A 14,602-nucleotide genomic window follows, 5' to 3' on the forward strand; every position below is an offset into this window, starting at 1 on the left:
ACGGCACATGTTTTCTGCACCCCAGCTTAGCCATGGGCCCGTTCCAGAATGTCCGCCACGGGCTGTTCGGCATAAAGTGAAACAACCTTGCCGATGATGAAAAGCGTTGGCGCCTTCAGCCCGGAGGTGCGCACGTCGTTGGCCAATTGGTCCAGCCGTGAAACCAGGCGGCTTTCATTAGGTGTCGTTGCATTTCCGATGGCCAGAACCGGCGTCGATCCCGGCAGGTTTTCGGTCATCAGCCCCATGGCGATCTGGCCGATGTTGGCCACACCCATATAGACCACCAAGGTCGTGTCCGGGTCGGCCAGGCGTTTCCAGTCCAGATCCAGCACTTTGTCTGCCTGCCGGTGTCCGGTGACATATTGAACCGAGGTGGCCAGACCGCGATGGGTCAGCGGCACGCCGGTCGAGCAGGACGCGCCCTGCGCCGCCGTTATCCCCGGTGCGTATTCGACCGCCACGCCATGGGCCATCAGATAAGCGGCTTCTTCCGAGCCGCGGCCAAAGATCATCGGATCGCCACCTTTCAGACGGGCGACCGTGTGACCTGCGCTGGCCTCTTCCAGAAGGATTTCGTTGATCCGGTCCTGTGGGACGGTGTGGCATTTGGGCGCTTTCCCAACAGGGATCAGCCGCGCGCCTTCGGCGTGCAGATTCAGGATGTCGGCAGACACCAGTCTGTCATAGACCACCACATCTGCTTCCTGCAGCATTCGCAGGGCACGCAGCGTCATTAGTTCAGGGTCGCCGGGGCCTGCACCTATCAGAAAAACCTTACCGCTCATGTTCAAACTCGCTGGGTCTGAATGTCTTCGAAACCCGGGGTTTCCTGCGCGAGTCCAATGCTTTTGCGGGACGTTGCTGGGTAGGCCGGGCGTGTCATGAGGGCAGATTGGCGCAATCGAAAACCAACCTCCTTGACATAAGTTAAGGAGCGCGGGATTTGCGCCCGCGCTCCGTTTTCAGTCTGTAGGAATAGCTCAGATCAGGGCTCGACAGTGATCATCCCGATCATGTTCTGTGTCTCCCAATGGGGCCCGCAGAGATAATCCTGAGGGCCCGGTGTCAGGAAGGTTATTTCAACCGTTTCTTCCGGGAACAGCCGGTCGCTTTCGGGTTCGCTACCGTCTTTCAGCAACACACTGTGGCTGGTGCGCTTGTCGACGTTCACCCATCGGACAGTTGTACCTGCCTTTACGGTCAGTTCGACCGGGCAGAAATTGTAGTTGTACATCAAAACCACCTTGGCGTCCTCGACCGAGGCCGAGGGGTGTCCGAACAGCTCGACATAACGCTCTTCGGCTTCAGCACAGATTTCGGCGGTTTCATCTGACCAGGCTGGCGCGGCAAGGAGCAGCAGCGCGGGAAGAAGGCGGTGGGGTTTCATGGTCCATGTCTCCTTTCCAAGGTGTTTGGGGCCGGGTGAACCGGCCCCAAACTGTTATTGCTTGACCACGTTGATAAGCGCGCTGTCATCATCCAGCGCAAGGCTGGTGTTCAGCGTCACGTGATGGAACCTTGCGTTGGCGAAATCGTCATGAATGGCAAAACCGACGGTATAGGTCCGGCCAGCCTCCAGTGGAATGTCGCCCGGCGCGCCCGAGTTCAGCGGACGTGTGAAGACAACAGTCCACACGCCACCTGACAGGTTTGCCGAGGCCGCGATCTCACCATCATTGACTACACGCTGTTCCAGCAGATAGCCATTTGTGGCGCTGCCGTCCGCGTAGACACGCATCAGGTCAAGATAGGTGCCATCAGCCAGATACTGTTCGATCTGTTCTGCGGCCTGCAACTTGTCCCAACCGCCCAAAGCCTTGCCGCCCCTGCCTTTGATTTCGATCTCGGTGCGGCTTTCGCTGAGGTACTTGGTCACGGTGTCCTGAGCGGTCAGGCGACCGGAAACATCCCCGTTTGCGGCAATTGCATCCGCCTCAGGCGCAAAGGGCATGTAGGTGTTGTCGGCGTGGCACGACGCCCAGCACCCGACCTGATCGCCCAGCTCGATGCCGGTTCCGGTGATCATCATTGCGACCTTGATTTGGTTTTTGGGGTCCATTTTGCCGCCATCAACAAACGGAGCAGGGTTGTGCCCTGAATCCGGCCATTGCAGACGGATGTACAGGTTTTCGTCATCATGTGCCGCCTGAACGGTTGCGTCGATCACACCGCGTTTGCCGGGGATCGGAGTGGGTTCCAGTTCGCCACCGGCAACGATCTTGTTACCAATCGCATCCAGTTCCTTGGCATGACAGGTCGAACATTGATCGCCACCTTTGGTCAGCGGACGGGCCCCGCCATGGGTTTTTCCGTTCTGCACCCATTCAAATGACGCCTGGCCCGGATAGAACAGTTTCAGTTCCGCACTGGCCACCGCATTCCAGTCGATGTTGCCACCGACATCGCCGCTTTCACTGCCGGCAGGTGTTGTCGAACCATCGGTTGCAGCCGTTGCCCGCTCTTCCGCGACAGCCGCGTCAACTGCTGCTGCAATCTGGGCCTGAACGGCCTCCTGCTGGGCTTTCTTTGCAGCTTTCTCAGCTTCGGCCTCGGCAGCTTCCTTGGCTTCGATCCGCTCAAGACTGGCAAGGTATTCTGGCGGTATTTGTCGGATGAAAGCCGGATTTGGCGCCTCAAGCTCCTCCAGATACTCGTCGGTTGCGCGATCTCGGATGTTCGAGTGGGCAATGCCCTTGTGGCAGTCGATACAGGTCTGACCGGTTTCCATTGCGTTCAGGTGCTGCTGACGCGCACGGGGACGCTGGAATTCGGGCATCATCGATTCAAAGTCATGGCAGTTTCGACATTCACGCGAGTCCGTCGATTTCATCCTCTCCCACTCATTCATGGCAAGATGAATGCGCTTGGCTTCGAATTTCTCGCGGGTGTTGATGGTGCCGACCATCTTTCCATAAAGCTCTTTCGAGGCTTTTATTTTGCGGATGATTTTGTGGGTCCAGTCCTTGGGCACGTGACAGTCCGAGCAGACCGCACCAACGCCTGACCGGTTCACGTCGTGGATCGTGCCCTGGTATTCCGCATAAACAAAATCTCGCATCTCGTGGCACGAGACACAGAATTCCTTGGTATTCGTGGCTTCCATGGCGGTGTTGAACCCACCCCAGAAGATGATGCCGGCGGCGAAAGCCGCAGCAATACCGGCCACGGGCATTCCCCACAGGAAATACCGGCGCCAGATCGGTTTTTTCTTATCCGGTTCGGAAGTCATATCCGGGCTCCGTTTTGGCTGTCTTGTCTGGCCTTAGGTGGCAGGCCGGTGAGTTTGGCGGATCTGTCAAACGAGGAAAGGGCGGGCGAGGGGCCCGCCCTTTCCGGTTTAGGTTGCGAACCCGTCAGGTGACGTGGTTCGACCGGTTGTAGACATTGAATTTGCCGGTCGGGGCGTAAAGTCCGTCAATCCGACCGATCTCTTCCAATGTCTTGGCGTCGAAGATCACTATCTGACCGTTGGGTTCCTTCGAGTCCGACAGGTTCCACTTGGAAACCCAGACCTCGGTACCATCGGCGTTGAATTCGAAGTGAACAGCGGCACTGCCTTCGTCTTCGGTGATCTGGATGGTTTTCACGATCTCGCCGGTCTCTTTCGAGATGACCTGAACCGATTGCTGAATTTCCGGCTCGGGGTGTTTGGTCTGATCAGCCCAGATGTAATCCGAGTTCGGGTGGGTGCGGACAAACAGGCCGGGGCCGTCGGTTTCCACCTCGTAACAGGTTTTCCAGGCCTGATCCGGGTGACCTTCTGGGTCGTTGCCCCAGACTGTCACGGTACCGACACCCAGGTGGGTTGTACCCGCCACAGGTCCGCAATTCGGGTCAATCCAGTTGGCGCCCGGACCGGGGTGCGGCAGAGCAGCGGTGTCGATCATCGCCTCAAGCTTGTGCGTTTCAGTATCGACAACGACCATCTTGTTCGATGCGTTAGCCGCGATTTGGAAGTACCGGCCTGTCGGGTCGAAGAACCCGTCATGCAGGAACTTGGCCGAGTTGATCTTGTCGATCCGCAAGTTGTCGAGGTCTGTGTAGTCAACCTGCCAGAGCTGCCCCAGCTCTTTCACGGCAACGATCCAGGTGGGTTCGTTCGGCGTGGTGTAGATAGCGGCCACACGGGCTTCTTCCACATACTCGCCATCTACGTTGGTGCCACGGGTCGATACGACTTTGACCGGCTCCATGGTCTGCGCGTCAACGATCGCAAAGTGAGGCGGCCAGTACCCACCGCCGATGACGTATTTGCCGTCACCGGACACGGCGACATCGCGCGCGTCATAGGCGATCTTGACTTCCGAAACCAGCATCTTGTCCGGCGTTTGCCAGAGGTCAATCTTGGTCATCTTGCCGTCACGGCCCATTGTATACCAGAAACGGCCCGGCGTTTCGGGTTCGGTGATGTTGTGATGCTCCGAAGCCTTCAGGACGTGCACGGCATAGCCGGTCGGAATATGCGTCAGCACTTCTTTCGTGTCGCCGTCAATGACTGCAACCTTGCCGACGTCACGTTCGATGACGACAAAGAAGTTTTCCCAGTTGCGGCCGTGCAGCGGTTCGGTCGGATAGTCCGCTTCTTCGACGTAGACCTTGCGGGTTGCCTTCATCTGTTCCAGCGACATTTCAGGCGGCTTTGGGGCCTCCATCATGATGTATGTCGCCATATCCTTGATTTCCTGCTCAGACATGATGTCCGAGAAGTTGTTCATCCCGCCTTCAGTTCCCCAGGCGATGATTTTCTCAAGGCGTTCCTGACCCAGTTTCAGGGTGCCGCCTTCGGTTACGGTGCCGTCGGCTGCGGTCTTCTTCCAATGCGGTTCCAGGTTTTTACCGGTAGCGCCTTTGCGCAAAACCCCGTGGCAGCCTGCACATTGTTCAAAGTACAGTTGTTTCGAAGCTTCAAAGGCTTCGTCGCTAAGTGTTGGCTCGTCGGCAAAAGCTGGAGCAGCGACGCTGCCCAACAACATTGCCAATCCGACCCCAAAAGCGCGGCCGGTCTTGTTGTAGCTGATTCCAAGTGACATGATCACTCTCCATTTGCGTGGTGAGGCAATGCGGAGACTGATCCATCACGGGATTGTCATCCTTGACCAAAGTCAACGGGCGCGGCGCTAACTTCGCTCTTTGGACAAAAACCAGGTGCAGATTTCAGCAATAAAACCTGTTTTTTTCGCACATGTTTTTACGTCTTGATTTCGGTTAAGTGCCTCAATCCCGTCGGACGGTACTGCTTGTTGAATGACGAGATGGGCCATGGAGAGCAGGCATGTCATCTGCAATATCGCGCATTTTCAGCGAAGGATTTCGGGTATTTTTCCTTTCCGCCGGTCTTTATGGCGTATTTGCTGGTGTCGCCTGGGGTATTTGGCTGGCCTCACTGGATGGGCTTTTACCTTATGACGAGCAAAGTTATGGAATGCCCCCGGTCATGTGGCATGCCCATGAGATGATTTTTGGCTATGCAACAGCAGCGCTGGGTGGGTTCTTTCTGACGGCAGTTCCGAACTGGACCGGGACGCCCGAAGTGCGGGCGCGTTTTGTCACAGTCGTAGCGCTGATCTGGATGGCGGGGCGGCTGGCTGTGTGGTTATCAGGGTCGCTCTCTCCGACTACCGTCGCAATTATCGATCTGAGCTTTGTTCCAATTCTTGTCCTGAAAATTGCCAGCCAGCTGGTACGCAGGCCCAAGCCACAGAACATGATATTTCTGTATCTTCTGAGTTTGGTATGGTTGGCCAACCTGATGGTTCATCTGGAATGGATTGGACTCACCACAGACACGCTGAATACCGGAGTTCGTGCAGGGCTACTGACCTTGTGTTCAATGATAGCGATACTGGGGGGGCGTATCACACCGGCCTTTACGCGCAATGCAATGAAACGCGACGGTGTGCCCGAAGCCTTGTGGCCGGTTTCAAACGCGGTGCTGGAAAAGGCCGTGATGGCGCTTGCCCTTATGCTGCCGTTGTTGGTGCTGACCTTGGGCAGTGTTTCCTTGGCGGGTATCTGCGCGTTGCTGCTGGGCGGCGCCCAACTGATGCGCATGGCACGGTGGAGAGCGGGTTGGGCGCTGCGGCAGCCGATCCTGATTGCTTTGCACCTGGGCCTGATGATGCTGGCCCTTGGGTTGTTGCTGTGGGGGTCTGCCGTCATCGGATATGGTAATGAGATCGGCGCGCTTCACATTTTGGGGATCGGGTGCGTTGGTGGCATGACCCTTGCCGTCATGAGCCGCGCCGCCCTTGGCCACAGCGGCCGGCCCCTTGTTGCACCGTCGCCAATGGCGGTCGGATACGGGCTGATGGCGGCGGCGGCTTTGGTCCGCTGGTTGGGGTCCGGGCTGGCAGGTGGATATATGACGGCCATGCTGACGGCTGACGGGTTATGGATTGCCGCAATCGGGTTGTACCTGTTTGCCATGTGGCCCGCGCTGACAGGCCCGCGCGCAGCGAAGCACGGCTGACACGGAACCTTAACCGCGTATTACTATTCAGAATATCAAGGGGCGTTCGTTCTTTACATGGCGGGACACGAGCGCACGAGCGCGTCTTCCGTTTTCAGGTATGTGCCGCACAGCTTGAGGAACGTACATTGGGGTCTCTAGTTCCGGAAACAGGTCGAAGATTTCCGCCCTTGCTTCTGGGGGAACGCTGGACAGAGCCTGTGCGCCGACAAAAAGGCTTTCTGACGGGGCACCTTCTGCGTAGATGATTTCATGGCGGTCGAACAAAAGATGGAGATATGTGACTGACACGGTGTCATCTGCAACGCTGATACCAGGGCTGGCGACAAGAATACGAGCGGGGACCAGGATTTCCTCTGCGTCGAACATTCTGACGGCGATTCGGGATCGAACCAGTATGCGGTGCTGTGGCGAAACAAGCAGGTCGCGTTTTGGCAAGTCACTCCCCAAGGCCCCGGCCTTGATGAGGATTGGTAGCAGCTTGGGTTTTTTCACCAGCTCTTCATGCGATAGGTTTCGCGTTCCGATCCAACGTATGTGTTGCGGTCCATTGTCGGCAGTGACGACCATGTCACCCACCTTCAGATCCTCGATGGGTATCGGACCTTCTGGCGTCATGATAAGTGTTCCAGCAGCAAAGCACGGCACGTCAATGATGGCAGCAGGGTCAGTTGTGTCGGGGGCATTGGTCGGCGTGACATTCACGATGTTCATCGAGTAGGTCGTGCCGGGCACAAGAGGTTCAGAGGTAATATAGCCGCCCAATATGCCGTCAACTTCGACGCGATATACAGTAATTGTGCCTCCGCCTGGTTTGGACAGCACGTACGATTCTTCTAAGTATATTGGGCCGCTTAAAAAGGTGGTCGAACCATCGAGGGTGGTGATAGTACCGGTCTGCGTCAGGTCATCGCCGTCTTCGTCGTCAAAGCGGTCACCGTTGAAAACATCCCCTGTATCGACAACAGGTGCTCCACCTCCGTTTTGAATAAAACCACCGGCTGCGTCAGTCACACTAAACAAACGACGATCCGTGTCGGGATCAAAATTGACATCCAACGTAACCGTGTCCGGCCCAATCGTATTCACCGTGATTACACCAGGGGTATAACCGATATAGGAATAGTTCGCCATTTTCACCCATCAATCTTTGAAACGGAATTTTTCACCTTTTTCTCAGGTGGTTGAATACGTCCTTCATGTCAAAAAGTCGACGCGAAAGTGTTCACAATTGCCTCAGATTTAAAGGCAATCCCAAGGTCATTTCGTTATTTTCGCTGTTTGCGGATGTCTGATCTCGTTCCTGAGGATACTTTAGAAGTCTTGACTTTCGTTAAGGCAGCCCTGTGACCTGCACGTCATGTTGCCTGCACTAGCTAATCTGCGCAAAGGAGAGCGCGATGCGAGAAGTCATGACAAAGAGCATGGCTCGCAATATTTTCTATGGCGGGTCACTGTTCTTCATCCTCATCTTTCTGGCTCTATCAGCCCATTCACACCTGTATATCGTCAATTCTGAAAATGCCGCGAAGCTCGACGAAAGTGTGGTTCGGGGTAAACATGTTTGGGAAAAACACGCCTGTATCAACTGCCACACGATCCTTGGCGAAGGGGCGTACTTTGCCCCTGAGGTCGGCAATGTGATGACACGTTGGGGCGTGTTGGACGACCCGGAATCGGCCTTTGAATCTCTCAAGGGCTGGATGGAGGCACAACCCACCGGCATTCCCGGTCGTCGGCAGATGCCGCAATTCAACCTCAGCGACGAAGAGATCCGGGATCTGACCAACTTCCTGATCTGGACGGACAATATCGACGCTCAGGACTGGCCGCCCAACGAGGCTGGCTGAGAAGGGGAATGGAGCAATGAAATACGAATCCCAAAAAATCGCCTATGCCTACTTTGCGGTAGCCATGGCACTGTTCGCGATACAGGTGATCGGCGGCCTGCTGGCCGGCTTCATCTATGTATTCCCGAACTTCCTGAGCGAGCTTCTGCCGTTCAACATCGTGCGGATGCTGCACACCAACGCGCTGATCGTCTGGTTGATACTGGGCTTCTTCGGTGCAGCCTACTTCCTTATTCCGGAAGAAGCCGAGCGTGAAATCCATTCGCCCAAGTTGGCGTATCTGCAGCTGATCATCCTTGTGGTCGGTACGTTGGGCGTGGTTCTGACCTATGTCTTCAACCTGTTCGAAGGCAACTGGCTGCTGGGCAAAGAAGGGCGCGAGTTCCTTGAGCAACCCAAATGGGTCAAGGCCGGTATCGTCGTCGCCGCGCTGATGTTCCTTTACAACGTGTCGATGACCGTTCTGAAGGGCAAGAAGACTGCAATCACCAATATCCTGTTGTTGGGCCTGTGGGGTCTGGCGCTGCTGTTCCTGTTTGCCTTCTACAACCCGGGCAACCTGTCCCTGGACAAGCAATACTGGTGGTATGTTGTCCACCTGTGGGTCGAAGGTGTGTGGGAACTGATCATGGCCTCAATTCTGGCCTACCTGATGCTGAAGCTGACTGGTGTGGACCGTGAGGTGGTTGAAAAATGGCTCTATGTCATTGTCGCCGCCGCGCTGTTCTCGGGCATTCTTGGAACAGGTCACCACTACTATTGGATCGGTACCCCCGGTTACTGGCAGTGGATTGGGTCGATCTTCTCAAGCCTCGAGGTGATCCCGTTCTTCGCAATGATGGCCTTTGCCTTCGTCATGGTCTGGAAGGGCCGTCGTGACCATCCCAACAAGGCCGCTCTGCTATGGTCTCTGGGATGTGCAACGCTTGCCTTCTTTGGTGCCGGCGTCTGGGGCTTCCTGCATACGCTGCACGGGGTGAACTATTATACCCACGGCACACAGATCACTGCGGCCCACGGTCACCTGGCCTTCTACGGTGCCTATGTCTGCCTCAACCTGGCGATCTTCAGCTATGCGATGCCGATCCTCAAGAACCGTGATCCTTACAATCAGGTGCTGAACATGGGATCGTTCTGGCTGATGACCAGCGGTATGGTCTTTATGACCTTCGTGCTGACCTTCGGCGGAACCGTGCAGACGCACATGCAACGTGTGGTCGGAGATTACTTCATGGACGTACAAGACCAGATCGCAATCTTCTACTGGATGCGTCTGGGTTCCGGTATCGTCGTGGTCCTTGGTGCGCTGCTGTTCATCTATTCGATCTGGGTTCCCCGGAAAGAAGTTATTGAACCCGGCGCCGCTGAAACCCCCGCGGAGTAATGGATATGGATGGCTCCATAAAACTGAAAGAGGGGGCGGCAAACGCCCCCTTCTACCTGCCCCAAGGCGATGAATGCGATGTGTTCACCGCGGCTTATAACAACGACTTGCCAGTTCTGCTGAAAGGTCCGACGGGCTGCGGAAAGACCCGCTTTGTGGCCCACATGGCCGCAAAACTTGGCCGCCCGCTTTATACCGTCGCCTGCCATGATGATCTGGCGGCTGCCGACCTGATTGGCCGTTATCTGCTGAAAGGCGGGGAAACCGTCTGGGTCGATGGCCCCCTCACCCGCGCAGTGCGTGAAGGGGCGATTTGCTACCTCGACGAGGTGGTTGAGGCCCGTAAAGACGTCACTGTCGTTCTGCACCCGCTGACCGATGACCGGCGCATCCTGCCAATCGACCGCACCGGCGAAGAGCTTGAGGCCGCACCTGGCTTCATGCTGGTGGCGTCGTACAACCCCGGTTACCAGAATATCCTGAAAACCCTGAAACCTTCGACTCGGCAACGCTTCATCTCTTTGGAGTTCGATTTCCCGTCCGCGCAGATGGAAGCCGAAGTGGTTGCACAGGAAAGCGGTCTGCCGCTGGAACGTTGCAAGCCGCTGGTGCGGCTGGCGGGTAAGCTGCGCGGGCTCAAGGGTCAGGATCTTGAGGAAGGCGTTTCCACCCGACTGGTTGTTTATGCCGCGACACTGATCGCACAAGGCATGTCCACCGACCGCGCCATCCTTGCCGCCATGATCGAACCTCTGACAGATGACGAGGATATCAAACGCGGGCTCCTCGATCTTGTTACGGCTGTCTTTGGGTGAGGCCGGCCGATGGTCAAGATCGATTTTGAGCCATGGGAACCCGAAGAAACGATCGGGAAACTGTGGCACACCCTTGCCAGCCGCCTCGATGCACCCCTGGTGCACGTTGGAGCCGCGGTCGACCTCTCTGAGGTCGCGGGGCGGCTGGCCGTCCTCTTCCGAGGGCTGGGCGGTGGTCCGGGCGTAGAGTTGCGCCCGGTCTCGCCCGAGGTTTCACACCACCGTCTGGGTTGGCGTCGTCGTCTGGTGACAGAGGCAGAACTGATGCCACGCGCCTCGTTCGACGGTGAAGTTCTGCGCCTACCGGACCGGCTGGCGGTTTTTCCAGCCCGCGAAGCAAACGGCGCGCTGTATGTCTGGCTGGCCGCTGCGGCTGCCCATGCCGGAACGCGAATTGATGAAGACGATCCGCTGCGCGCCGACTTGCGCGCACTGATCGCCGCACAGAGCATGGTTGATGCGACCCTGGACGACGCCCCCGGCCTGCGTCCGCTTTACACCGAGCTTTGCAAGGGCGTGCTGCATCAGCGCGATATCCCCAACCTGCCACCGGTTGAGGCGGCAGTCGAAGAACTTATCCAACATAGGCTGTGTGACCCTCAACCGCTGTCGGCGAAAGCCGAGCAGCTTCTGACACTGGACGAGGACCTGATCGCCCCCCGCGGCTATCAGCCTATGCGCCCGGTTCCCCTATGGCCCGAACTGCGCGCGGTTGGCTTTTCCGAACATAACGAGGTGGAAAACCCCGAAACCGAAGGTCTGCCCGAGGAATCCGGTGAGAAAACCCACCGCGCCCGCCGTCGCAAATCGGATCAAGCCGAGCGCAGCGACAGTTTCATCCTGCACAAGTTCGAAGCCATCCTCAGCTGGGCCGAGTTCCTGAACATCAACCGCCGCATCGACGATGACGATCCCGACAACGCCAAGAAAGCGGCCGATGATCAGGAAGAGATTGGCCTTGGTCAGATATCAAAAGCCCCCCCAACGCGGCTGAAGCTGCACCTTGATCTGGCACCCGAGGATGTGAATCGCGAGCGTCTGTCCGGCCGCATCCTCTATCCCGAATGGGACGTGCGCTCGGGCCGGTATCTGCCAGATCACGTCAACGTCCTGCTGTCGGATGCAGATATCCGCGACGATGCTGCCGCGTTTGGCAAGGACCCAGCCACCGCTCGCCGCATCCGCGCGGTCAAACGCCAGTTCGAGGCGCTGCGCCCCGGTCGTGTGATGACACGCGGCCATCTGGATGGTGACCAGCTGGATATCGAAGCCGCCGTGCGCGCCGAAACTGACCGCATGGCCAGTGGCGAAAGCAACGACCGCATTTGGCAACAATCCCGCCCCGAGGCGCGCGACCTGGCAGTCTCGATCCTGCTGGATGTCAGCCGTTCCACTGAAAGTGCCGTAACCGGTCGCGCCGTGATCGACATTGAACGTGAAGCTCTGGCCGCTTTGGCCTGGGGCCTGAACGCCTGCGGCGACGATTTCGCCATTCATGCCTTCAGTTCGCTGAAACGCCAGCGCGTCTATATCCAGCGATGCAAGCGGTTTGATGAGCCGATGGGTGCCAAAGTTGAACAACGTATCGCATCGCTGCGACCCGGTCATTACACACGGCTTGGGGCCGCGATCCGCCACTGTTCAAAGGATCTGGCAAGTCAGACCCGCAAACGCCGCCTGTTGCTGGTGATCACCGATGGCAAACCCAATGACCTTGACCATTACGAAGGGCGCCACGGTATTGAAGACACCTGCATGGCCGTGCGCGAGGCACGCCGCGCCGGGCAATCGGTTTTTGGCGTCACCATCGACAAAACCGGCAAAAGCTGGTTCCCGCGCATGTTCGGACAGGGTGGGTTTGCGGTTATTCCTGACCCACACCGCTTGACCATGGCCCTACCGCAGATCTACCGCCAACTGGTCGGAGCATGAGCGAAACTTCTTTCATCGACGAGCTTCCGGGCGAATTGCTGATGTGGGTTCTGATTATCAGTGAGCTGCTGGTTTTTGGTGCCGGGCTGATCGCGTTCATGGGCGTTCGCCTGACCGACCCCGCAGGCTTTGCCGAGGCGCAATCGCATCTTTATCGAACAGGGGCAGCCTTCAATACTGCAATACTGGTCACATCTGGTTATCTGGCCGCACAGGCCCTGAACTGGCGCCGCGCAGCATTCCGGTTCAAGGCCAGGCTGGCCCTGACAGGTGCGGCTGTACTTGGGATTGCATTCCTGGTTGTCAAAAGCGTGGAATACGCTGGGAAGGCGGGGCAAGGCATTACCTATGAAACCCACCCGTTTTTCATGTTCTACTACCTGTTGACGGGGTTTCACGCGGCGCATGTTCTGGCCGGGGTGGGCATTCTGCTGCTGGTCGCGTGGCGCGATGATCCTCGTAACATCGAGGCGGGCGCACAGTTCTGGCACATGGTTGACCTGGTCTGGATCCTGCTGTTTCCCGTTATTTATCTTCTGGGATAACCAAGATGTCGGCAATTTCATCTTTTGCAAAATACTCCCGCCGGAGGCGTCCGAACTCGCTCACCAGCGCATGGCTGGTGCTTCTGGCACTCAGTCTGGCCTCAACGCTTTTAACCCTGATGAAAACGCCTGGCGAACTCATTGCAGGTGGTATCCTGCTCCTTGCCTTGATCAAAGCCCGTGTGATCCTGGCCCGATATCTGGACCTGGCTGAAAGCCCGGGCTGGCTGCGGGGTTTCACCATAGTTTTGACGGGGTTCTCTGCCGTGATCTTCGCACTTTACCTGATCTGAAAAAAGCCGCCCCAAAAGGGGCGGCAGGTTACCAAGCAAAGGGACGCTTAGGTTATTGTGCGGCCATTGGCATCCGCGCGATCTGACAGCGCTGCCACAGCGCCGACAGGGCGCCCACCAGATGATCGATATCCTCATCCGTATGAACGGGTGACGGCGTGATCCGCAGGCGCTCGGTTCCTTTTGGAACCGTGGGATAGTTGATCGGCTGAATGTAGATGCCAAACTCCTCAAGCAGGGTGTCCGAAATGAATTTACACTTCACAGGGTCGCCAACCATCACCGGGATGATATGGCTGGGGTTGGGCAAATGCGGAATGCCCTCGGCATCCAATCGGGCGCGTACCTGCGCCACGCGGGTCTTTTGCAAGTCACGCTCTGCACTTGAATGCTTCAAATGCCGGATCGATGCGGCAGCGCCGGCTGCAATCGATGGGGGTAGGGCAGTCGTGAAGATGAAGCCACTGGCAAAGCTGCGGACAAAATCACACAGCGCGGCTGAGGCCGCGATATACCCACCAACCACGCCGAACGCTTTGCCCAATGTACCTTCGATGACCGTCAGGCGATCCATCAATCCATCGCGTTCAGCAATCCCGCCACCACGCGGGCCGTAAAGGCCGACGGCATGAACCTCGTCCAGATAGGTCATCGCGCCGTATTTGTCAGCCAGATCGCAGATTTCCTTGATGGGGGCGATATCGCCGTCCATGGAGTAAACCGATTCAAATGCGATCATTTTGGGTGCGTCGGGATCCGCTGCGGCCAATTTGGCGTCCAAATCCGCCAAGTCGTTATGTTTCCAAATCACCTTCTGGGCACGCGAATGCCGGATACCTTCGATCATCGAGGCGTGGTTGAGTGCATCAGAAAACACGATCAGCCCGGGAATTCGCGCGGCCAATGTCCCCAAAGCAGCCCAGTTCGACACATATCCCGAGGTGAACAGCAACGCGGCTTCTTTCCCATGCAGATCAGCCAGCTCAGCCTCAAGCAGAACGTGATCATGCGTGGTGCCCGAGATATTGCGCGTACCGCCAGCGCCTGCTCCGCAGCGATCCAGTGCGTCGTGCATGGCAGAGATCACCGAAGGGTGCTGACCCATGCCCAGATAGTCATTTGAGCACCAGATCCGCACATCCCGCTGAACCGGCCCGTCGGTTTGACGCGCGTTCGGAAACGCGCCACGACGGCGTTGCAGGTCGATGAAAATCCGGTAGTTGCCTTCGTCTTTCAAAGTGTCGAGGCTCTGGCTGAAAAATTGCTCGAAGTCCATCTGGCGTGCTCCCCGGATAACTGAAATTTCGTTGA

General features: G+C 57.2%; 13 protein-coding genes. 7 read left to right on the forward strand and 6 right to left on the reverse strand.

Translation table 11 applies throughout. The annotated features are described in order from the left end of the window. Positions 1-26 precede the first annotated feature (26 nt). The 4 genes from cobA to ACR0JI_RS09055 form a co-directional block, all read right to left on the reverse strand. The gene (gene cobA / locus ACR0JI_RS09040) at positions 27-788 is read right to left on the reverse strand and encodes a uroporphyrinogen-III C-methyltransferase (RefSeq protein ID WP_480477373.1); all 762 of its coding nucleotides are present in this window, start codon (positions 786-788) and stop codon (positions 27-29) included. A gap of 200 nt (positions 789-988) precedes the next feature. Next, on the reverse strand, positions 989-1,390 hold the full coding sequence (locus tag ACR0JI_RS09045) for a cupredoxin domain-containing protein (protein ID WP_480477371.1): 402 nt from the start codon (positions 1,388-1,390) through the stop codon (positions 989-991). 54 nt (positions 1,391-1,444) lie between these two features. Beyond that, positions 1,445-3,232 (reverse strand): NapC/NirT family cytochrome c, encoded by a 1,788-nt coding sequence (locus tag ACR0JI_RS09050; RefSeq protein ID WP_480494084.1) that lies wholly within the window; start codon positions 3,230-3,232, stop codon positions 1,445-1,447. Positions 3,233-3,356: 124 nt separating this feature from the next. Then, the gene (locus tag ACR0JI_RS09055; protein WP_480477367.1) at positions 3,357-5,033 is read right to left on the reverse strand and encodes a cytochrome D1 domain-containing protein; all 1,677 of its coding nucleotides are present in this window, start codon (positions 5,031-5,033) and stop codon (positions 3,357-3,359) included. 242 nt (positions 5,034-5,275) lie between these two features. Between ACR0JI_RS09055 and ACR0JI_RS09060 the strand changes: the two genes are divergently transcribed. Next, complete coding sequence (locus ACR0JI_RS09060) at positions 5,276-6,472, forward strand: NnrS family protein (RefSeq protein WP_480477365.1); 1,197 nt, start codon at positions 5,276-5,278, stop codon at positions 6,470-6,472. 27 nt (positions 6,473-6,499) lie between these two features. Here ACR0JI_RS09060 and ACR0JI_RS09065 read toward each other — a convergent pair whose 3' ends face one another. Beyond that, on the reverse strand, positions 6,500-7,606 hold the full coding sequence (locus tag ACR0JI_RS09065) for a Hint domain-containing protein (protein ID WP_480477363.1): 1,107 nt from the start codon (positions 7,604-7,606) through the stop codon (positions 6,500-6,502). Positions 7,607-7,872: 266 nt separating this feature from the next. Here ACR0JI_RS09065 and ACR0JI_RS09070 point away from each other — a divergent pair, with 266 nt between their 5' ends. From ACR0JI_RS09070 to ACR0JI_RS09095, 6 genes are read left to right on the forward strand one after another with little or no spacing between them, the layout of a single operon-like run. After that, positions 7,873-8,322, forward strand: a complete 450-nt coding sequence (locus ACR0JI_RS09070; RefSeq protein ID WP_209597154.1) for a c-type cytochrome — start codon at positions 7,873-7,875, stop codon at positions 8,320-8,322. A 16-nt stretch (positions 8,323-8,338) separates the two neighbouring features. Next, on the forward strand, positions 8,339-9,706 hold the full coding sequence (locus ACR0JI_RS09075; protein ID WP_480477361.1) for a cbb3-type cytochrome c oxidase subunit I: 1,368 nt from the start codon (positions 8,339-8,341) through the stop codon (positions 9,704-9,706). Between the two features lie 5 nt (positions 9,707-9,711). Next, positions 9,712-10,521: an AAA family ATPase gene (locus tag ACR0JI_RS09080; RefSeq protein ID WP_480477359.1), complete on the forward strand. Its 810-nt coding sequence runs from the start codon at positions 9,712-9,714 to the stop codon at positions 10,519-10,521. Positions 10,522-10,530: 9 nt separating this feature from the next. Then, positions 10,531-12,453, forward strand: coding sequence for a nitric oxide reductase activation protein NorD (locus ACR0JI_RS09085; RefSeq protein WP_480477357.1), 1,923 nt, complete (start codon positions 10,531-10,533; stop codon positions 12,451-12,453). Then, positions 12,450-12,998: a cytochrome c oxidase subunit 3 gene (locus tag ACR0JI_RS09090; RefSeq protein WP_480477355.1), complete on the forward strand. Its 549-nt coding sequence runs from the start codon at positions 12,450-12,452 to the stop codon at positions 12,996-12,998. Before ACR0JI_RS09085 ends, ACR0JI_RS09090 begins: the two co-directional genes overlap by 4 nt. 5 nt (positions 12,999-13,003) lie before the next feature. After that, positions 13,004-13,291 (forward strand): cytochrome C oxidase subunit IV family protein, encoded by a 288-nt coding sequence (locus ACR0JI_RS09095; RefSeq protein WP_480477353.1) that lies wholly within the window; start codon positions 13,004-13,006, stop codon positions 13,289-13,291. Positions 13,292-13,343: 52 nt separating this feature from the next. On the opposite strand, the gene hemA is transcribed toward ACR0JI_RS09095, so the two are convergent. Then, positions 13,344-14,567, reverse strand: a complete 1,224-nt coding sequence (hemA, locus tag ACR0JI_RS09100; RefSeq protein ID WP_480488712.1) for a 5-aminolevulinate synthase — start codon at positions 14,565-14,567, stop codon at positions 13,344-13,346. Between the last annotated feature and the right edge of the window lie 35 nt (positions 14,568-14,602).

Source organism: Ruegeria sp. N10 (assembly GCF_056531545.1).

Bases quoted from the DNA above. Each gene is read 5' to 3' on its own strand.
- cobA (WP_480477373.1), bottom strand. From the start codon at position 788: ATGAGCGGTAAGGTTTTTCTGATAGGTGCAGGCCCCGGCGACCCTGAA.
- ACR0JI_RS09045 (WP_480477371.1), bottom strand. From the start codon at position 1,390: ATGAAACCCCACCGCCTTCTTCCCGCGCTGCTGCTCCTTGCCGCGCCA.
- ACR0JI_RS09050 (WP_480494084.1), bottom strand. From the start codon at position 3,232: ATGACTTCCGAACCGGATAAGAAAAAACCGATCTGGCGCCGGTATTTC.
- ACR0JI_RS09055 (WP_480477367.1), bottom strand. From the start codon at position 5,033: ATGTCACTTGGAATCAGCTACAACAAGACCGGCCGCGCTTTTGGGGTC.
- ACR0JI_RS09060 (WP_480477365.1), top strand. From the start codon at position 5,276: ATGTCATCTGCAATATCGCGCATTTTCAGCGAAGGATTTCGGGTATTT.
- ACR0JI_RS09065 (WP_480477363.1), bottom strand. From the start codon at position 7,606: ATGGCGAACTATTCCTATATCGGTTATACCCCTGGTGTAATCACGGTG.
- ACR0JI_RS09070 (WP_209597154.1), top strand. From the start codon at position 7,873: ATGCGAGAAGTCATGACAAAGAGCATGGCTCGCAATATTTTCTATGGC.
- ACR0JI_RS09075 (WP_480477361.1), top strand. From the start codon at position 8,339: ATGAAATACGAATCCCAAAAAATCGCCTATGCCTACTTTGCGGTAGCC.
- ACR0JI_RS09080 (WP_480477359.1), top strand. From the start codon at position 9,712: ATGGATGGCTCCATAAAACTGAAAGAGGGGGCGGCAAACGCCCCCTTC.
- ACR0JI_RS09085 (WP_480477357.1), top strand. From the start codon at position 10,531: ATGGTCAAGATCGATTTTGAGCCATGGGAACCCGAAGAAACGATCGGG.
- ACR0JI_RS09090 (WP_480477355.1), top strand. From the start codon at position 12,450: ATGAGCGAAACTTCTTTCATCGACGAGCTTCCGGGCGAATTGCTGATG.
- ACR0JI_RS09095 (WP_480477353.1), top strand. From the start codon at position 13,004: ATGTCGGCAATTTCATCTTTTGCAAAATACTCCCGCCGGAGGCGTCCG.
- hemA (WP_480488712.1), bottom strand. From the start codon at position 14,567: ATGGACTTCGAGCAATTTTTCAGCCAGAGCCTCGACACTTTGAAAGAC.